The sequence below is a fragment of the Nocardia sp. NPDC046763 genome, assembly GCF_040645495.1.
In the GTDB taxonomy this organism is placed as follows: domain Bacteria; phylum Actinomycetota; class Actinomycetes; order Mycobacteriales; family Mycobacteriaceae; genus Nocardia.
This window is the reverse complement of sequence record NZ_JBEYYI010000028.1, coordinates 91,444-109,751: the sequence shown is the minus strand read 5'-3', so window position 1 is coordinate 109,751 and position 18,308 is coordinate 91,444. Positions and strand designations below refer to the sequence as shown.

Annotated in this window: 16 protein-coding genes; 5 read left to right on the top strand and 11 right to left on the bottom strand. The window is 69.3% G+C overall.

Annotation, left to right across the window (positions count from 1 at the left end):
* Window positions 1-80: 80 nt before the first annotated feature.
* Together ABZ909_RS34290 and ABZ909_RS34285 are read right to left on the bottom strand one after the other, a co-directional pair.
* Window positions 81-1,094 carry an Rv2578c family radical SAM protein gene (locus ABZ909_RS34290; RefSeq protein ID WP_357008184.1) on the bottom strand — a complete coding sequence of 338 codons (1,014 nt, stop codon included), beginning with the start codon at window positions 1,092-1,094 and terminating at the stop codon, window positions 81-83.
* Window positions 1,095-1,125: 31 nt separating this feature from the next.
* Window positions 1,126-2,112 carry an NAD-dependent epimerase/dehydratase family protein gene (locus ABZ909_RS34285; RefSeq protein WP_357008182.1) on the bottom strand — a complete coding sequence of 329 codons (987 nt, stop codon included), beginning with the start codon at window positions 2,110-2,112 and terminating at the stop codon, window positions 1,126-1,128.
* 137 nt (window positions 2,113-2,249) lie between these two features.
* On the opposite strand from ABZ909_RS34285, the gene ABZ909_RS34280 reads away from it, so the two are divergent.
* Together ABZ909_RS34280 and ABZ909_RS34275 are read left to right on the top strand one after the other, a co-directional pair.
* Window positions 2,250-2,579 (top strand): type VII secretion target, encoded by a 330-nt coding sequence (locus ABZ909_RS34280; protein WP_357008179.1) that lies wholly within the window; start codon window positions 2,250-2,252, stop codon window positions 2,577-2,579.
* The gene (locus ABZ909_RS34275) at window positions 2,576-4,105 is read left to right on the top strand and encodes a hypothetical protein (protein ID WP_357008176.1); all 1,530 of its coding nucleotides are present in this window, start codon (window positions 2,576-2,578) and stop codon (window positions 4,103-4,105) included. The genes ABZ909_RS34280 and ABZ909_RS34275 overlap by 4 nt, the downstream gene beginning before the upstream one ends.
* 175 nt (window positions 4,106-4,280) lie before the next feature.
* On the opposite strand, the gene ABZ909_RS34270 is transcribed toward ABZ909_RS34275, so the two are convergent.
* Window positions 4,281-5,030 carry an SDR family oxidoreductase gene (locus tag ABZ909_RS34270; RefSeq protein WP_354837294.1) on the bottom strand — a complete coding sequence of 250 codons (750 nt, stop codon included), beginning with the start codon at window positions 5,028-5,030 and terminating at the stop codon, window positions 4,281-4,283.
* A gap of 247 nt (window positions 5,031-5,277) precedes the next feature.
* Here ABZ909_RS34270 and ABZ909_RS34265 point away from each other — a divergent pair, with 247 nt between their 5' ends.
* The gene (locus ABZ909_RS34265) at window positions 5,278-6,150 is read left to right on the top strand and encodes a TIGR03619 family F420-dependent LLM class oxidoreductase (protein WP_357008173.1); all 873 of its coding nucleotides are present in this window, start codon (window positions 5,278-5,280) and stop codon (window positions 6,148-6,150) included.
* A 23-nt stretch (window positions 6,151-6,173) separates the two neighbouring features.
* Here ABZ909_RS34265 and ABZ909_RS34260 read toward each other — a convergent pair whose 3' ends face one another.
* From ABZ909_RS34260 to hisS, 3 genes are all read right to left on the bottom strand, one after another.
* Window positions 6,174-7,175: a malate dehydrogenase gene (locus ABZ909_RS34260; RefSeq protein ID WP_357008170.1), complete on the bottom strand. Its 1,002-nt coding sequence runs from the start codon at window positions 7,173-7,175 to the stop codon at window positions 6,174-6,176.
* Between the two features lie 144 nt (window positions 7,176-7,319).
* The gene (locus ABZ909_RS34255; protein ID WP_357008168.1) at window positions 7,320-7,967 is read right to left on the bottom strand and encodes a hypothetical protein; all 648 of its coding nucleotides are present in this window, start codon (window positions 7,965-7,967) and stop codon (window positions 7,320-7,322) included.
* A 186-nt stretch (window positions 7,968-8,153) separates the two neighbouring features.
* A complete protein-coding gene (hisS, locus tag ABZ909_RS34250) occupies window positions 8,154-9,434 on the bottom strand; it encodes a histidine--tRNA ligase (RefSeq protein WP_357008165.1) in 1,281 nt (426 codons plus the stop codon).
* Between the two features lie 180 nt (window positions 9,435-9,614).
* Here hisS and ABZ909_RS34245 point away from each other — a divergent pair, with 180 nt between their 5' ends.
* Together ABZ909_RS34245 and ABZ909_RS34240 are read left to right on the top strand one after the other, a co-directional pair.
* Entirely contained in the window at window positions 9,615-10,472 is an 858-nt protein-coding gene (locus ABZ909_RS34245) for a peptidylprolyl isomerase (RefSeq protein ID WP_357008162.1), read from the top strand.
* Between the two features lie 403 nt (window positions 10,473-10,875).
* Entirely contained in the window at window positions 10,876-11,436 is a 561-nt protein-coding gene (locus tag ABZ909_RS34240) for a hypothetical protein (RefSeq protein ID WP_357008160.1), read from the top strand.
* A 91-nt stretch (window positions 11,437-11,527) separates the two neighbouring features.
* Here the strand turns inward: ABZ909_RS34240 and ABZ909_RS34235 are convergent, their stop codons facing one another.
* From ABZ909_RS34235 to ABZ909_RS34215, 5 genes are all read right to left on the bottom strand, one after another.
* On the bottom strand, window positions 11,528-11,911 hold the full coding sequence (locus tag ABZ909_RS34235) for a DUF4913 domain-containing protein (RefSeq protein WP_357008157.1): 384 nt from the start codon (window positions 11,909-11,911) through the stop codon (window positions 11,528-11,530).
* The gene (locus ABZ909_RS34230; protein ID WP_357008155.1) at window positions 11,908-13,809 is read right to left on the bottom strand and encodes a TraM recognition domain-containing protein; all 1,902 of its coding nucleotides are present in this window, start codon (window positions 13,807-13,809) and stop codon (window positions 11,908-11,910) included. Before ABZ909_RS34230 ends, ABZ909_RS34235 begins: the two co-directional genes overlap by 4 nt.
* Window positions 13,810-13,846: 37 nt before the next feature.
* Window positions 13,847-14,407 carry a hypothetical protein gene (locus tag ABZ909_RS34225; protein WP_357008153.1) on the bottom strand — a complete coding sequence of 187 codons (561 nt, stop codon included), beginning with the start codon at window positions 14,405-14,407 and terminating at the stop codon, window positions 13,847-13,849.
* Between the two features lie 155 nt (window positions 14,408-14,562).
* Window positions 14,563-14,844, bottom strand: a complete 282-nt coding sequence (locus tag ABZ909_RS34220; protein ID WP_357008150.1) for a transposase — start codon at window positions 14,842-14,844, stop codon at window positions 14,563-14,565.
* A gap of 23 nt (window positions 14,845-14,867) precedes the next feature.
* Window positions 14,868-18,305: a hypothetical protein gene (locus ABZ909_RS34215; protein ID WP_357008148.1), complete on the bottom strand. Its 3,438-nt coding sequence runs from the start codon at window positions 18,303-18,305 to the stop codon at window positions 14,868-14,870.
* Between the last annotated feature and the right edge of the window lie 3 nt (window positions 18,306-18,308).

The following is an 18,308-nucleotide window of genomic DNA, read 5'->3' as shown; positions in this document are numbered from 1 at the left end:
GTGAGGTACCAACGCCAAACTACTCCGCAATATTCGCGACACACCCGTGAAGCGCAATGGTTTCGATCAAAGAACCGCCGTCAGGCGAACAACGCCAGCTGCGGATCGGGCGTGTGCGATTCGGCGACGCGGACCTCGGGTTCGGCCGGCCGATCGCGGTTCAAACGGTGTTTCTCCAGCAACGGCTCGATTCGGCCGCGTAGCCACGCAGAATACTCCGGTGTCACCGAAGCACCCCGACCATACAGTTGCCGGTAGCGCCGCAGCAGCGCCGGGTGGGCTTCGGCCAGCCAGTTGAGGAACCAGCCGCGCGTGGAGCCGCGCAGATGCATGGGGAACGCCGTGACACCGGCGGCCCCGGCCTCGGCGATGGCGGCGAAGAGCGCGTCGAGATGCGCCTGGGAGTCGGTGAGGTACGGAATGACCGGCGCCACCATGACATTCACCGCGAATCCGGCGTCGGCCAGGGCGCGCACCAGTTCCAGCCGCGCCCGCGGCGAGGGCGTGCCGGGCTCGAGGCCGCGGTGCAGCTCCGGATCCAGAATGGCGATGGAGACGGCGAGATGCACCGGCACCTGCCCGGCGGCCTGGACGAGCAGCGGCAGATCCCGCCGCAGCAGCGTGCCCTTGGTGAGAATGGAGAACCCGGTGCCGGAGTCGGCGAGTGCGGAGATGATGCCGGGCATGAGCCGGTAGCGGCCCTCGGCGCGCTGATAGGGATCGGTATTCGTGCCCAGCGCAACCGATTCCCGCCGCCACGACCGCTTGTGGAGTTCGCGCCGCAGCACCGGGACCACATTGGTCTTGACCACGATCTGGGAGTCGAAATCGGCCCCCGCGTCCAGGTCGAGGTACTCGTGCGTGCCGCGGGCGAAGCAGTAGCGGCACGCGTGCGAGCAGCCCCGCATGGGGTTGATGGTCCAGCTGAAGGGCAGATTACTGTCGGGCACCCGGTTCAGGGCACTCTTACAGAGCACCTCGTGAAACGTGATGCCCTCGAACTCGGGCGTCTGTACGCTGCGTACGAAACCCGCACGTTCGAGCCCGGGCAGCGCGCCATCATCGGCGCCGAGGGTTTGCCTTTGCCAACGCACCAACCCAGTCGAACATGCGTTCTAACGACTGTCAAGCAATCTTCTGCGTGTCGACCTCGATCGGCTGCCCGTTGTAGAAGGCGACCAGATCCCGAATGGTCCGCTCGGCGGGCCGCGGCCGGTAGCCGAGTTCCTCGGTGGCCTTGGTGTGCTCGACGATCGGCGCCGACAGCAGCGCACCCATGGCCGCCTTGGAGATGCGGTCGCTGCCCAGCGCCCGGGCGACAGGCTCCATGACCGGCATGCACGCGTTGATGACCTTGGCCGGAATCGCGAAGGCGGGCTTCATCTTCCCATTGACCTCGGCGGCGGTGCGGGTGGCCTGGAACATGTCGGTGAAGTGCCCGCCGAGCAGGTAGTTCTCACCGGTGCGGCCGCGCTCGCTCGCAAGTAGCAGACCCTGGGCCACGTCGCGCACGTCGACCAGGTCGAAGCCGCCACTGATCATGACCGGCACCCGGCCGCGCGCGGCGTCCCAGAGCGTGGTGTTGATGCGCGAGGCGGTGTTGTCGATCGGGCCGTACACACCGGTCGGGTTGCACACCACCGCGTCCAGGCCCTTGTCGATGATCTTGCGCAGCTCGATCTCACCCTGCCACTTGGAGCGGTCGTACACCGGCAGCTCGGGATCGATGGACCGTGGCGAGCGCTCGTTGATCCGGCCGCCGCAGCTGTACTGGTTGAACGCGTGAATGGAGCTGGTGTGCACCATCCGCCGCACGCCGACCTCGCGCGCGGCGTCCGCGACGATGCGCACGCCCTCGGTGTTGACCCGCCAGGCCACATCGTTCTTGTGGGCCAGGGTGATGAGCGCGACCAGGTGGTAGACCACCTCGGCCCCGTCCAGCGCCGCGCGCATGGACGCCGGGTCCAGCACGTCACCGTTGACCCAGGTGACACCGGGCTGGCTCGCGCCCGCGACCCGGTCGATGGCAGTCACTTCGTGACCGCGATCGGTAAGCAGGCGAAGCAAATTGGTGCCAAGGAACCCGGCGGCGCCGGTGACTGCGACCTTCATGGTGACGAGAATATAGAACTTGTTCTAATTTGCAACAACGGTGTGGTTGCGGTGTGGCCGCACACGCCACGCCGGTCTGGACGATCGACGGGATATATTCGCCATCCGCATGTCCATGACGATCAGGGGGTGCTGTCATGGCCGATCTCTCGGTCGACACCGGCGCGGTGCGCGTCTTCGCCGCCGCGCAGGACGGCGTCGCCGCCGACATCGCCGCCCAGGGCGCCCTGGACACGGTTTCCCATGTCGCGGCCATGACACCGGTCTTCGGACTCATCGGCGCGGACTTCCTGGCAGGCTTCGCGGTCGCCGAACTCCTGCACGATCGCGACATCGACGCCCTCTCGGCCCGCTTCGGCGCCCTCGGCCGGGCCGCCTTCCGCGCGGCCGCCACCTACGACGCCACCGACGCCGAATTCGCCGGGGGCCTCGGCATGGCCGCCGAGCAGATCGGCGAACAGGCATGAGGCCGATCGACTCCGGCGTCATCGATGCCCTCCGCCCGGCCGCTCCGGACACCAGCGCAAGGGGAGCCGACAGCGTGAACGTCATCGGGCCGATCCCGGATCTGCCGCTGGGCGCCCTGCCCGCCGACATGCCACCGTTCGAACCGCCGCAATTCGCGCTCGCGCGTAAGGAATTCGAGCACGGTGGCTCGCCGCTCGCCGGAGGAGTCCCGGGCGGTACCGCCGCGGACGCCAGGACCGGCACGCTCGGCGACGCGGTCGCACCCATGCTGGACTGTGCCCACGGTGCGCTCTCAGGCGCGCAGTACGCGCTCGGCAAGGCCGAGGCCGTGCTCGGTTCCGCGCACGACGTGCTCGACGCGGTGCCTGCCGCACTGAACGCGGCCCGGGCCGCGTTGGCCCGGGCCGCCGATCCCGCGGCTGCGCTGCCGCCGTTGCCCGCCGATCCGGTCGGCGATCTCATGAAGGGCCTGGCCCTCCCCGCGATTCCCGGACTGGACGCGCTCTTCAAGCCGTTCCTGGAGCTGCTGCAGAGCTTCGGCACCGGCATCCTCGGCCGGCTGAATCCGGCGACCCTGCTCAGCACCGGGGCGAAGGTCATCGAGTCCGCGGTCCAGATCGGCGGGGGCGCGCTCGAAACCGTCGAATCCCTGTGGCACGGCCAGGCTTCCCTGCGTGCGCAGGAGTCGGGCCGGCAGGCCGGGAACCACGGTCGGGAGACCACTCAGCGCGGCTTCGACCTGTCGTCGATCACCACTCGGGCCGCAGCCGTGGTGCAGCGGGGCAATGTCCAGCTGACCGTCATCGCGCAGGCGTTCGCCGCCGATGCCACGGCGCTGGCCCCGCTGATCCTCACCCCGATCGGCCAGACCGCGCTGATCGCCTCGGCCACCCGCCATCTCGGCGAGGCGATTTCGGTCGTGAACGCCACCCACGGCGAACTCTCGATCTACACCGCGCAGGTCCAGGGCATCATCGGCCGGCTGCTCGGCCAGGGCGGCCCGAGCCCGGCCGAGGTCGTGCGGTCGCTGGCGCAGAATGTCGGCCGGCCGATCCTGGAGCAGGCCGAGGGCCTGCTCGAAAGCGGCCTCCAGGCAGCAACTCCCACGCCCGGCACACCGGAGCAGGCGGGCCTCCCGGACACTTCTGCCGCAGGGGTCGGCAGGCGCGGGGGCGGGATCGAAGCCGGTGGTGGCGGTCGCGGCGGCGGTCTGCCGTCGACCCCCGGCGGCCCCGGGTCCTCGATCCCCGGTGGCAAGGTCACCAATCCCGCCGATCCGTTCGGCGCGGGCGCGCCTGGCATCCCCGGTCTCGGCAGCCCGGCCGGTTCGGGCTTCATATGCTCCCCCGCCGCGGCGGGCGCGGGCAAGGGCGGTGCGGCCGATGGCCGGCACGGCCGCACCGTGCAGCCGCACCAGAGCCCCACCGCCGAAAGCGAACTCACCGGCCACCTGGGCCCCTTCGCGCCCGGTGTCATCGGCCGACCCGACGAGAGCACCGGCTCGGCCGAGCGCGACCCTGCCTGATCCGATTGCGGCACAGCCGCTTCCGCGGCCTTCGAGTCATCTCCGGACAGCAGAATGCCGCGGCGATCGGGTCGGGTACCCCGGTCACCGCGGCATCGGTGGAGGCCGAAATGCGGCTGTACACCCCGCGGGCTCGGCCACCGTTCAGGGCGCGCGGTCGGCGCGCCGCGGTGGATTACACCGCGGTCGGCCGCGTCTGCGCGTCGATTCCGCCGTCGATGACGAACTGGGCGCCGTGGATGAAGCCGGCCTGCGGGCCGACCAGATAGGCGATGAGGGAGGCGATCTCCTCGGGCTTGCCATTGCGGCCGATGGGAGCCACGAAGTTGCGGATGGCGTCACCGTAGCGCGGATCGTCCAGACCGGCCTGCAGCAGCGGGGTTTCGACGCTGCCGGGGGCGACGGTGTTCAGGCGCACACCGGCAGCGCCCCACTCGACGGCGCGTTCGCGCACGGCCACGGTGACGGCGTTCTTGGAGGACGCGTAGGCGTAGTGGCCCGCGAAATCCCCGGCCTGGGCGAAGGCCTCGGCCTCGGTGCCCGTGCGGATCGGGTTGTCCTCCCACTTGATCTGGGTGGAGGCCACCGACGAAACCACCACGGCCGCAGGGTTTTCGCCCTTGCGCAGCGCGGGCAGCAGGGCGTCGAGCAGGGCCACGGTGGCCCGGTAGTTGATCTCCACCACCAGGTTCGGGTCCGGCACCTGGGGGCCGACGCCGGCGCACAGCACCACACCGTCCAGCACTCCCCCGGATCGCTCCACGATCTCCTCGACCGCGGCTGCGCGCGCCGCGGCGTCGGTGAGGTCGACGGTGATGTCGGCGTTGCGCAGGTCGATCCCGATGATGTCGTGCCCGGCGGCGCGCAGGGCGGCAGCGGTGGCCGCGCCGATGCCCGAGCCGGAGCCGGTGATGGCGATCGTCATGACGCGATTAGAACAAGATCCAGGAATCCCGACAACCCCACCGGGACGGGCATCTCAGCCACCGGGACGGCTACGACCGGGCGGTCTGCCGCTGCGATACGACAGGTGAGCACCCCCAGCATGATCGGGTGTGGAGGGTGCGGATCGCTCGTTCGACTGCCTTTCCCGCGAGCCTCCCGCTAGCATCACTCACAGAACTAGAATCGGTTCTAGTTTTTGTACTGGCTCACTGTCGAGAGGACGATCGATGCGCTTCACCTACGCGGAGGCGATGACCAACCCGGACTACTACATCCCCCTCGCGCAGGCCGCCGAGGCCGCCGGGTTCCACAGCATCACCGTGGCCGACAGCATCGCCTACCCGGCCGAGTCGGATTCCAAGTACCCGTACACCGCCGACGGCAACCGCGAGTTCCTGGACGGCAAGCCGTTCATCGAGACCTTCGTGCTGTCGGCCGCCCTCGCCGCGGCCACCACCACGCTGCGCATGACCCCGTTCGTGCTCAAGCTGCCCATCCGCCCGCCGGTGCTGGTCGCCAAGCAGGCGAGCTCCCTGGCCCGCCTGAGCAACAATCGCTTCGCCCTGGGCGTGGGCATCAGCCCGTGGCCGGAGGACTTCCAGATAATGGGCGTCCCGTTCGAGAAGCGCGGCAAGCGCCTGGACGAGTGCATCGAGATCGTGCGCGGCCTGTCCACCGGCGAGTACTTCGAGTACCACGGCGAGTTCTACGACATCCCGAAGATCAAGCTCACCCCCGCCCCGACCCAGCCGCTGCCGATTCTGGTCGGCGGGCACAGCGATGCCGCGCTGCGCCGCGCGGTGCGGCTGTGCGACGGCTGGATGCACGCCGGCGGCAAGGGCGACGACCTGGACAAGTACCTGGCGCGGATCAACGAATTGCGCAGTGAGCGTGACAATCCGGGCGAGTTCGAGATCCACGCCGTCTCCCGCGACGGCTACACCACCGACGGGGTGAAGCGTCTCGAGGAGAAGGGCATCACCGATCTGATCGTCGGGTTCCGCAACTCGTATGCGATGGAGCACGACACGGAGTCGCTGGAGGAGAAGATCGTCAAGATCAAGTGGTACGGCGAGAACGTGATCGGCAAGCTCAGCTGATCACATCCGCTCGCCGGGGCTGATCAGGACCGTTTGGCATACCCCAGCTCGATCACGGCGTCGCGCTCGCTCACGAGTTCCGCGACGCTGTGCTCGATCCGGGTGCGGGCGAACTCGCCGACCTCCAGGTCCGGCACGATGGCGTACTCGCCATCGGCGCAGGTCACCGGGAACGAGCTGATCAGTCCCGCGGGCACGCCGTAGGAGCCGTCCGAGGGCACCGCCATCGAGGTCCAGTCGCCCGGCGCGGTACCCAGCACCCAGTCGTGGATGTGGTCGATGGCGGCGCTGGCCGCGCTGGCGGCCGAGGACGCGCCGCGCGCCTTGATGATGGCGGTGCCGCGCTGCTGCACGGTCGGGATGAAATCGCCGCTCACCCAGGCATCGTCGGCGATCAACTCGAGCGCGCCGCGCCCGCCGACCGTCGCGTGGGCGAGGTCCGGGTACTGCGTCGCGGAGTGATTGCCCCACACGGTGATCCGCGCGATGTCGGCGGCGGCCGCCCCGGTCTTCTTCGCCACCTGCGCGATCGCCCGATTGTGATCGAGCCGGGTGAGCGCGGTGAACCGCCCGGCGGGCACGTCGGGCGCATTGCTCATGGCGATGAAGGCATTGGTATTGGCCGGATTCCCGACCACCAGCACCCGGATGTCCTCTGCCGCATTGGCATTGATGGCCGCGCCCTGATCGGTGAAGATCGGCCCGTTGGCCGCCAGCAGATCCGACCGTTCCATCCCCGCGGTCCGCGGCCGCGCCCCCACCAGAATCGCGATATTGGCCCCGTCGAATCCGACCCACGGATCGTCGGCGATATCGATGCCCGCCAGCAGCGGAAACGCCCCGTCCTCGAGTTCCATCGCCACGCCCTCGAGCGATCCGACGGCGGCCGGAATCTCCAACAGCCGCAACCGCACCGGCGTCTCGGGCCCGAGCAGTGCTCCCGACGCGATGCGGAAGAGCAATCCGTAGGCGATCTGCCCGGCGGCTCCGGTCACGGTGACGGTCACTGGCGCGGTGGTGCTCACGACGATCTCCTCGCGATGGCGGGTAGGTCCGTCTTCACCCTAGCCAGGCTCACACCCTCGCGTCCCGCCCCGTGAGCAGCACGTGAGCAAACAGACACCGGCGCCGACCGGTGAATCCAGCTCGGGGATCGGCGAATTGACCGCTCAGCGGGAGAGGTCGGCGATGTCGGAGTCGGTGAGGACGACCGGGGCGACCTGGTCGCGATCGCGGACCATGCGGACGGCCCGGTAGAGGGGCCGCTGCTCGGCGACGGCGTCACGGGCCTCGGCGCGCAGCTGCTGGACGAGCAGTCCGGAGATGGCGAGGGCGGCCGCGAGGGGGCAACCGGCCAGGGCGTCGGCGAGTTTGCGCAGGCCCAGGATGTGGAGTTCGCGGCCGCTGCCGGAGTCGCTGTAGATGGCCAGCGGCACGACCTGGGTGTCCGGGCCCGCGGTGACGCGCAGCACAATGCGACTGATCTTGCCCGGGTAGACCAGGATTTCGGCGGCGGTGGCGCCGGCGAGGTCGAGGCGGCGTTCGCCGCGCCAGGTGCGGGCACGGATGACGGTGCCGGACACCGTGATTCGCCGCCGCTGCACGGCCACGGCGTAGAGCGCGGTGGGCGCGCCGAGCACGAGACCGGTGGCGAGGGCAATCGGCCAGTGCACGAACAGCCCCATCAGCAGTCCGACCCCGATGCCGATGCCGAGCGCTGCCAGAGTGAGCCTGCGCAGGGCGGGGGCCAGCAATTCGGGAGCGATCAGATCGAGGCCGATTTCGCCGTCGGACCTCGGTTTCGATTCATCAGTCACAGCAGCGCATTCGTCCAAGTCTCGATGGGTCGGGCCTACCGGCGGCACGCACCGCCCCCGCGGGACGCCCCGCACGGTACCAGCAGGTCCCTACCCCATACCCCGATTTGTCCCACCCCAAGCCCGCATCGGCGTGGCGAGCGCCGGCCGGGCCGGACAGCGGCGCTGTCCGGCTCGGCCGAGCAGTCAGTTCTGTTCGCCCGCGAGTGCGGCCGCGACCTGGGCGACGGCCTCGTCCAGGGGGATCTGGCGCTGTTCACCGGTGCTCAGGTCCTTGAGCCCGATCTGGCCCTCGGCGACCTCGCGGTCACCGAGCACCAGGGCCAGCCGTGCGCCGGACTTGTCGGCCGCCTTCATCGCGCCCTTCATGCCCCGGCCGCCGTAGGCGAGGTCGATGCGGATGCCGGCCCGGCGCAGCTCTGCCGCGAGCACCACCAGGCGCTGTTTGGCCATTTCACCGAGCGGGACGCCGAACACCTGGACGCGGGGACCGTCGACGGCGGACTTGCCCTCGGCCTCGAGGGCCAGCACCGTCCGGTCGACGCCGATGCCGAAGCCGATGCCCGACAGCGGCTGCCCGCCGAGCTCGGCCATCAGCCCGTCGTAGCGGCCGCCGCCGCCAATGCCGGACTGCGCGCCCAGCCCGTCGTGCACGAATTCGAAGGTGGTCTTCGTGTAGTAGTCGAGCCCGCGCACCATGCGCGGGTTGACCACGTACGGCACGCCCAGCGCGTCGAGGAGGCCGAGCACCTGCTCGAAGTGCGCCTTGGCCGACTCCGACAGGTGGTCGATCATGAGTGGCGCGTCGGCGGTCATCTCCTTGACCTCGGGACGCTTGTCGTCGAGCACCCGCAGCGGGTTGATCAGCGCCCGGCGCTTGGTCTCCTCGTCGAGCGGCAGCTTGAACAGGAAGTCCTGCAACAGTTCCCGATACTGCGGCCGGCAGGTCTCGTCGCCGAGCGAGGTGATCTCGAGCCGGAAACCCTCCAATCCGAGCCCACGGAATCCGGCGTCGGCGATGGCGATCACCTCGGCGTCCAGCGCCGGGTCGTCGACGCCGATGGCCTCCACGCCGACCTGCTGCAACTGCCGGTAGCGGCCCTTCTGCGGACGCTCGTACCGGAAGAACGGCCCGGCGTAGCAGAGTTTGACGGGCAGCGCCCCGCGGTCGAGGCCGTTCTCGATGACCGCCCGCATGACACCGGCGGTGCCTTCGGGGCGCAGGGTGAAGCTCTCGCCATTGCGGTCGGCGAAGGTCCACATCTCCTTGGTGACGACGTCGGTGGATTCGCCCACACCCCGCGCGAACAGGGCGGTCTCTTCGAAGATCGGCAGCTCGACATGCCCGTATCCGGCCAGTCGCGCCGCCTCCACGAGGGCGTCGCGGACGGCGACGAACTCGGCGGACGTGGGCGGCAGGTAGTCGGGGACCCCCCTCGGGGCACGGAAGCTGCTGGTCTTGGTCACGATGCCCAGTTTTCACCACGGTCGTCCGCCAAGTCCAACCGGTTCTCGGCAGACGACCACGAGGGCCTGCCATATGTAGGTTTTTCTCAGCGAATGCAGGTAATGTCTGCCGCGGCCGCTGGGCTGACGGCCGCAGTCTGTACAGACATCAGATACCGACCGTTCACGGAGGGACAGTTAGTGCCGAGCAATGAACAGCGACGCGCTGCGGCGAAGCGGAAGCTGGAGCGTCAACTGGAGAATCGGGCCCAGCGGGCGCGTAAGCGCAAGCAACTCACCATCGCGGCCTCGGCCCTGGGTGTTGTGGTCGCGGTCGCGGCCGGTGTCGGCATCTACTTCCTGACCAAGGGCGATGACAACAGCACCAGCGCCAAGGCCTCGGAGACCCCGGACGCCTCGCTGACCGCCGCTCCCCCGCCGGCCGCCAAGGCCAAGCCGGCCTCGGTCAGCTGTGAGTACCGTCCGTCGCAGAAGCCGGCCGACAAGCCGGTGAATCCGCCGAGCACGGCCAATATCTCCACCGCCGGTGATGTCAAGGCCACCATGGACACCAACCAGGGTCCGATATCCATGACCCTGAGCCCGAGTGAATCCCCCTGCACGGTCAACAGTTTCGAGAGCCTGGCCAAGCAGAAGTTCTTCGACAACACCAGCTGCCATCGCATCACCACCGGCAAGGGCCTGGAGGTGCTGCAGTGCGGCGACCCGACCGGCAGCGGAATGGGCGGTCCCGGTTACGAGTTCAACAACGAGTACCCGACCGACCAGTACGACCCGAATGATCAAGCCGCCCAATACCCGGTCGCCTACAAGCGCGGCGTGCTCGCCATGGCCAATGCCGGGCCGGGCACCAATGGCAGCCAATTCTTCCTGGTCTACGGCGACTCCCAGCTGCCGCCGCAGTACACCATCTTCGGCACGGTCGACGACGCCGGTCTCGCCACCCTCGACAAGATCGCCAAGGCGGGTGTCCAGGGCGGCGGCCAGGACGGTAAGCCGGCCTCCGATGTGAACATCCAATCAGTCCAAATAGACTGACCAGCATGGTTTTTCGGGCCCGGCGCTTCCCGCGCCGGGCCCGATTCTTTTCCGGCGAAGGTCTCGGGAAGGTCCCGTTGAACCTCTTGCGTAAGGCTTCCCTAACCAAAGAAAATCCTGAGTTTTCCACGACGTGCCGGAATTGTGCGATATATGCTGGATCGCGACGCGCGCACACGGTGGTTTCGGAGTTTTCGCTGGTAATCTCGTAGAACGGAGTACCAAGGCGTAGTAAAGCCCACCGGGCAATCCCCACCGGGCCGCTGCGACGCCTCATGGTCTTCGGGTGTCCACGTTTGCAGGCGGGACATGGCTACGCGCAACCACCGTTCGTGTGGCGATGTCCGTGACGAAGCACCACAATCATCCATAGTGATCTAACTGCAGCATCGGGGAGCAGGCAATGGCCGAGGAACTCGACGACATCGGCCGCGAAACAGCGGCGATGATGAGGCAAATGTTGCAGCTCGCGACACTTGTCGCGCTGCGCACCCGGGAACGTGGCCAAAAGGAAGCGGAAGCACGCGTCAGGGTCACCGAGGCCCGGCAGAAGGAAGGCCGCGAGCGCCGCTTGCGCGAGGCCGCGGATGCCAAGGCACGTGATCCGCGCAACCGCGAACTTTCGCGAATCTTGGAGCGCCCGACGCGCGAACGGGGCGTATCTCTCGAAAAGGATCGATTCTCCGCGCAGGCGGAGGCATCTCGAATGGCCGCGCAGCAAGCCAACCGCGGCTCAGTGCGATACGACTCGGTGGAACGGCGAACCGCTCTGGCCCAACACCTTTCGCGCATGGGCATCTCGCCCGAACTGCAATCGGTACGGCTGCTGATGGAGGTCGGACAGGCCCAGTCGGCACAGGACGCCGTGCGCCTCCGGGAGCAGGAGGCGGCGCAGCGGCGGGTGCGGGAGCAGGAAGCGCACGAGCGGGAGCGCGAACGCGCTCGCTCGCGTGAACGAGTCTGAGCAGCAATAATTTCGAACCGTGGCGGATCGCAACCCGATCCGCCACTTTCCGTTTCGGCGCCGGAGCAATACCGGCGCCGACGTTTTCTCTCTAGAGCGGGAACTCACCGATCGTGGGATTACTGAACAAGCCCTGCTGGGGGGACTTCAACGGCAGCGGCGTGAGCATGTCCTTGTGGCCGTTGCGCACACTGCAGTACTTGAACGGGCCCTTGGGATCGAACAGTTTCGCCATGTGCGGGTCGGCGTGGTCGAGAAACCAGACGCTCAGCCCGGTCTTGCCGTCGTGGCGGAAGTGCTCCCACGCCCGCCACATGGCATCCAGTCGCGCGACCGCCTCGGCGTGCTTCCACCATTCGGGACACCACACGGTGTCGCTGATGTCCGTCACCTGCCGGCGGTACACGAGGCTGAGGTAGTTCTCCACGAACTCGACCACGCTCGCGTAGACCATGGGTGTTGACTCTTCGCTCACAGCGGTCGAACCTCCTCGGGAGCCGAAACATCCGGCAGTGTCTCTTTGATCAGCGCGGGACTGATCAGATCGGAAATCTCGGTCTTGCGTGTCGGTGACGGGTCGTGGGCTTCGATCGACCGCTCGACGGCGGCGGCGTCGGGGCCCTCCCACCACGGGACCGTGCGCAGCAGCACGGCCGGTGTGCCCGAGGCGAACAGAATGGCGCGGCCGCGCGGCAGAGTCGCCAGGGCATGGGCGTTGAAGGTCCGCGACGAGCTCAGTGAGCGCGAATAGCTCTTGCCGCCCTTCGATTCCGACACCGACTGCGAGATGCTGTCGTAGTCGCCGATTGCCTCGGAGCGTTGTTGCAGGAAGGCCATGTCGTCGATGCCGCTGCCGATGACCTTGATGTTCGCGGCGCCCCAGAGCGCCTCCATGCCATCGGGTCCCCAGCAGCGCGCGCCCTGCGCCCAGGACTGCAGCACCGTCATCACCACGATGCCGCGAGAACCGAAGTGGCTGTACTGCTTCGGCAGATCCTTCCAGCGCACGACATTGGCGGCCTCGTCGAGGGCGGCCAGCATCGGCACCGGCAGCCGCCCGCCCGGCGACCGCGACGCCTCGCGGGAGGCCACGTCGATGACCGCCGCGGTCAGGGCGCTCACCAGCGGCGCCGCCGAACCCCGGCCCTCCAGCGACAGGCAGTAGAGGGTGCCGTTGCGCTCGAGGAATTCCAGTTCGTTGAAGGCCGATCGACCGCCGTTGGGGATGATCCACGGCTGGATGTGCGGGAACTTCAGGCACCTGATCATCGCCTTCGCGCCACCGAAGATGCCGTCGCGCGTGCGGATGTCGAGGTTGTACTGACCGGCGAGACCCTCGGCCATGTAGTGCTTGGAGTGCGCACGCAGGACCTCGATGGGGGTGGTGTCCATCGGGTTGTTCACCCATTCCCAGGCGCGCAGAATGTTGCTGCCCTCGAAACCCGCGGCCAGGAACAGCGCCGCGAGCAGATCCTCGGCCTCGGGGTCGAAGTACGAGTCCGCACCCTGGCCGGCCGAGGGACTGCCCTCCGCATCGGAGAAATGACCCGCCAGGCTGACCGCCCGCACCTCGCAGCCGGGCCGGTGCACGTCGACCCACGCCAGCGGATCCCAGTACCAGCCGGGTTCCTGCTGCGCCTGCAGGTCGTGCGAATCCGGGGCCACGCCTTGCGGATCGAAGACGAAGATCTGACTGCCCTTGCCCGCGCGCACATCCCGGGTGGCATCGACGACGTCACGCTTGTTGGAGGTGACGACCACCGGGCCGATGGCGGCGAGCACGGCCGGGATCACCCGGGACGTGGTCTTGCCCTGCCGCGGGCCCCAGATATCGACCTGCAGATCCTCGTAGGAGCCGTACATCATTTCGCCGTCGGCGACCGACATGCCGATCGGAATGCCCGGAACCAGCATGTCGCCGGGCCGCATCAGCGAACCGGGAATGAGCATGTCCCCGGTGAGATGCTGGTGCAGCGGCACACCGATCTGGCCGGCCTTCTCGCGGACACCGGACAGCGTGAGCGCCTTGATGGCCCCGCCGGTGCCCATGTGATCGGCCTTGTCGTCGATCGCGAGTCGGCCCTTCTTGGCTTTCAGCTCACGGCGGCGCCGGTACAGTACCCAGCCCAGCGTCCCCCCGAAGACGAGCAGGATGATCACGGTGGCCGCGGCCGGCCAGCGCAGCTCGCCCTTGATCAGGTTGACCACGATGGCGATCGGGTTGATCGGCACGTGCTGGCGTGGCGAGCTCAGCAGGTTGCCCAATTGCACGGCCAGCCACAGGGTTCCGAAGAAGTAGAAACCCGCGTAGACGAGGTGCAGTACACGATCGGGACCCGGGTCGGCCGGGTCCGCAACCGGTTTCTTCGCCATCTCTAACCTCCTGGGATGACCTGTGAGTCGTTACCGCTCAACGGAATTCGTCCAGCAACCAGCCACCGGCAGGTCCATGCACGATGGTGGCGACGACCGTGGCCGGGGGTAGCGATTCCCGCCTGCCGTCCGGATAGACGACCGTCTGCTCGATGCCGATCTTGTACTGCTGCCGGTTCGGGTCGGCGCCGGCGGGGGCCTTCTCACCGGAGGCGAACGCGAACGCCTCGACGTGAGCGCCCGCCTTGGCCCAGTCGGCCCAGCGCAATGACGGTCTCGGGGTTTCCACGCCGGTGGATGGGTTGTCCAGTGTACGGATCAGGCTGGGTCCCAGCCATTTCCGTGCGCGGCGCAGCGCGTCGCCCTCGGACTCGGTGGCCGGATACCAGGTGTAGATCTGCTCCAGCGCGGTCACCGCGACGCCGTCGGGCGTGGTCGGGTCGGGGGCGGGGGCATTCTCCAGCAACCGGGTGGTGGACGTGGGCGGTTGCCCGGCAGACGGATTCGAGCCGCCGCCGGTCGAGCTGCCACTGCCGCATGCGGTGGCCAGCACTGCGACGCTCACTACCAGCATCACCACCCCAATCGCGGGACGCATGCCTGCGCTCGCACCGTTCACACCCGTGCTCGCGCTCACCGGCCCGCGCCGGCGGCGCAGCACCGGACCACCCCTCCAGGCTAGTCGCTGAACGGTATATGCGGGCCATACCAGCGGGTTTCCCGAATCGGTGTGTTCGTTCTCGCGGCAGCGGCTCATGTGCCGCGCTTGGCTTCGTGGAGGGTTTCCACCAGCGTGCGGTTCATTTCGGCGGCGGCCGCGAGCTGCTGCTGCAGCAGAGCCACCTTGCGGCGCAACGCGATCGCGTCCATGCGTTCCAGGCCGGGGCTCTCGGCGGCGCGCACCCAGTTCCGCACCGAATTGGTGTGCACGCCGATCTGTTCGGCGACCACCCGGCAGGCCTCGGATTCCGAGCGCAGTTTGCCGGTGAGGGCGATGACCTGTTCGACGGCGGCCTGCCGGACCTCCGGCGACACTCTTCGATACGACCGGTGCGGCATCATGCGGCGCTCCCCTCGTCCGAGCCGCGGCTCGCGGTGGTCTCGGTGAATTCGCTGAAACGCTGGTTGGTGTCGTGGATTCCGCTCTCCCGCTCCGAGAGCGTGAACTCCATGTGGAACGGGATGCCGGGCCGGCGGTCCTCACCGATCTTGAGCAGGAACTTACCGGTGCCGGGCGCGGGCGGGCGCTGCTGGCCCGGTTTGAGCGCCTCACCGGTGAGCGCCTGCGGCGCGGACCAGCTGGTCACCATCTCCTCCTCGGCGGCGGTGAACGGCACGGTGGAATCCAGGCGCGCGATCTCCTCTGCCGGGAGCGCGCCGAAGATCTTGGCGCGGGCGCGTTCCAGGAACCCGAGGGCCTTGGCGATGGCCGCCTCGGAGCCCAGGGCCTGCAGGTCCTTGATGGTGTGGCTGATCATGATGAGCGATGTGGCGATGCCGCGCTGCAGACGGGTGAGCTCATCGACACGGTCGACCATGAAGTCACCCAGGCCCAGCACCTGCCACAGCTCGTCCATCACCACCTGGAAGTAGCGCTGCGGGCCCAGATCCGCGTCGGCCAGCACGTGCGCGGCTTCGACGGAGGCGAAACCGTCGGCCCAGCAGGCCAGCATGACGGCGGCCTTGAGTTTCTTGTCGCCGTTGGGGATGTGGGAGACGTCGATGCAGACGGCGGTGGAGTTGGTGTCGATGGGAGTCGTGGTGTGGCCGTTGAAGATCGCGCCGAACGGACCCTGGGTGAGGGCGCGCAGTGAGCGGCGCAGGCCCTTGATGGCCTCCTGGTATTCGTCCGGATTGTCCGCGCCCGCATCGAGTTGCAGTTCGTCGCCGCCCGCCACGACCACCTCCAGGAGGTCCTCCAGGATGGGCGGCTGGTCGGGGGTGAAGGCGCCGCCCTCGCGGTAGAGGATGCGCAGACCGGTGGAGATGAGGGTCTCCTCGAAGTCGCGCACCCGGGCGCCGCGGACCAGTTCCACCAGACCGGCCACCAATGTGACCTGGCGGGCCCGCATCTCCTGCATGACCTGGGTCCGCAGCTCCGGGAAGTCGTGCAGGAGCGGGACGATCGAGCCCAGCACACCGGCGGCGAGCGGGTTGAGCTTGCCGTGGCCGTAGCCCAGGTCGATGACCTGGCCGCCGACCAGCTCCACCAGCTTGCGGTAGTCGGGCTTGACATCGGCCAGCACCAGCGGGGTGATGCCCTGCGCGACACCGCCCAGCACGATCCGGCGCACCAGCGAGGACTTGCCGAAACCATTGAGGCCCAGCACGAACAGGCTGGGCGCGGTGATGAAGCTGCCGCGCATGAACCAGTTCATCGGGTCGAAGCAGACCGGTGCGCCAGTGTGCAGGTGCGAGCCCAGCGGGGTGCCGATGAGCGGCGCACCGGCCCCGACCGACCATGGCCACAGGCCCGCGACCTGTGCGGTGGTGGCGCGATACTCGACCGGGCGGCCGACCACGTTCATTCGCCCGCCGCCCGCGCCGATGTAGCCGCGATCGGTGAGTTGTGCTGTGGTGCGGTCGAATTCGTCGAAGCTGCCGTACTCCATGCGCTCGGCGCGCGCCGCGAAGTTGCGCCGGCGCAGATCGTCGGTGTGCAGGCGGAAGGTGGCCCAGGCCGCCCGGATGCCATTGCCCTCGCGCGCGGTGACCTCGAGCTTGGCCCGCATGGTGTCGTCGAGCAGCTTGGGACCGGACTGCTTCTTCTTGGCCGCGGCCTTGCGCGCCGCGGCGCGCTTGGCGGCCGCGTCGCGCTCGGCCTGGTCGGCGACCTTGTCCCGCTTGTCCTTACGGGCGCCGCGGCCACGCTCCTCGGTTTCGGCCCGCTCGGGCCGCCCGTCGCGCGCGGGCCGGCTGCGCACCGGCCGCTCCCCCGCCTCGCCGTCCGGCCGCGCCGGGCGGGGCCGACCGGGCGCGCCGGCCCGTCCGCCCAGATGCACCCGATCCGCGTCCGTGGACCGCCCGCGGCCCTCGGAGCCGTTGCCGCGCCGGGCATCTCGCTCCGGCGCGCCACGGCGCTCACGCCCGCCTTCGGCAGCGCGTCGCTCACGTCCGGGTTCACCGTCGCCACGCCGCTCACGTCCGGGTTCGCCCTCGGCGCGCGGTCGTTCGCGCCGCCGTTCACCGGGTTCCCCGCGGCGCGCCGCGTCCGCCTCGGGCGTGGTCTCGCGACTCCGCTTGCGCTCCATGCGATCCCCCTCGGTCCGTTCCGGCCCGCGCGCCCGTGACCGCGCCTCGCCCTCGCGCACACCGCCGGACCGCGCCACCGCGCCACTCCGACCGGATCCCTTGTCCAGCATGTGTTCCGAACGCTCGGCGCCGGCCTGGCGCCCGGCCGACCCGGGCGAAGTCTGCCCCCGCGCACCGGCCGCGGCCCGCTGAGCGGCGTCCGAATCCCGCTGCTGCCGCACGGCAAGCTCACGCCCGGCCGGCGCGCCTGCCGTGTCGGGCCCAACGGTTGAGCCCGCCTCAACTGCCGCAGCGGTCACTGGTGCACTGAATTCCCCTGCGCCGCTGGCTGGTTCGAGCGCGGGCAGGGCCGGGAGCCGCCGCCTCGCGGACGGAGCGGCAGGCTCCGAGCCCGTCTCCCCGCCGCGATCGCGACCGGTCGGTTCGGCGAGGCCGGCGGCCTCCCACCCGGATGCTCCCGCGTCGACGGACTCGGACGCGCCGGAATCGGCGGACGGCGAACTCACACGGCCCCGCTCGATGCCCGCTGCGCCGCTCTCATTCAGGGTTCGGCGGCCATCCCGGCCCGTCGCGATCGCACCCCCCACATCGCGACCGTGGCCGTCGCCCTCTGCGGCGGACGGCTCCTGGCGATCAGATCCGCCGGGTTCGGCGGGGCGCTGGGCGACGGCGGATTCCGGCACGCCGTCGCGCCCCGCCTCCGCGCCAGCGCGCACCGCCGATGGCGAATCGTCCTGGCGCGCACCGCGAGCGGTGGATCCCGCGGACGGGTCCCGGCCAGCGCTGCTGCCCAACCGGTCCGGTGCGCCGGCCTCGCCGCGCTGGGCCCGCCGTGCGGACTCGGTCTCGGCGATCGCGTTCCGGCTACCGGTGATCAGCTCCGCCGAGAGTTCGCGCTCGGTGTTCGACCCCGAATCGTCCTGTCGCACTCCCGAATCGCCCCGATCCGCGGTGACCGCGGCGGTGCGTTCCCGGATCGCGTCGCCGGACTCGTCCTCGCGCGCCGCCGGGGCCGGGTCCGCCTGGTCGGCGGGCGGCTCGATGGGGTCACGGCGGAGCATGCGGCGGTCCGGGAGGGTGCCGCGCCGGGGCCGGTGCTCATCGCGCATGACGCGGGAGGACGGGGGCGGGGACGGGTTCGGCTCGTTGTCGGGGTCGACGGGAGCCGGGTCGCGGCGGGAGCCGCGCCGGGTGGGCGGCGCGGCGTCGCGTTCGCGGACCGAGGGGTCGAAGTCACGTGGCATGGA

Bases quoted from the DNA above. Each gene is read 5' to 3' on its own strand.
- ABZ909_RS34225 (WP_357008153.1), bottom strand. From the start codon at position 14,407: ATGCGTCCCGCGATTGGGGTGGTGATGCTGGTAGTGAGCGTCGCAGTG.
- ABZ909_RS34215 (WP_357008148.1), bottom strand. From the start codon at position 18,305: ATGCCACGTGACTTCGACCCCTCGGTCCGCGAACGCGACGCCGCGCCG.
- ABZ909_RS34280 (WP_357008179.1), top strand. From the start codon at position 2,250: ATGGCCGATCTCTCGGTCGACACCGGCGCGGTGCGCGTCTTCGCCGCC.
- ABZ909_RS34285 (WP_357008182.1), bottom strand. From the start codon at position 2,112: ATGAAGGTCGCAGTCACCGGCGCCGCCGGGTTCCTTGGCACCAATTTG.
- ABZ909_RS34230 (WP_357008155.1), bottom strand. From the start codon at position 13,809: ATGGCGAAGAAACCGGTTGCGGACCCGGCCGACCCGGGTCCCGATCGT.
- ABZ909_RS34275 (WP_357008176.1), top strand. From the start codon at position 2,576: ATGAGGCCGATCGACTCCGGCGTCATCGATGCCCTCCGCCCGGCCGCT.
- ABZ909_RS34240 (WP_357008160.1), top strand. From the start codon at position 10,876: ATGGCCGAGGAACTCGACGACATCGGCCGCGAAACAGCGGCGATGATG.
- ABZ909_RS34270 (WP_354837294.1), bottom strand. From the start codon at position 5,030: ATGACGATCGCCATCACCGGCTCCGGCTCGGGCATCGGCGCGGCCACC.
- ABZ909_RS34265 (WP_357008173.1), top strand. From the start codon at position 5,278: ATGCGCTTCACCTACGCGGAGGCGATGACCAACCCGGACTACTACATC.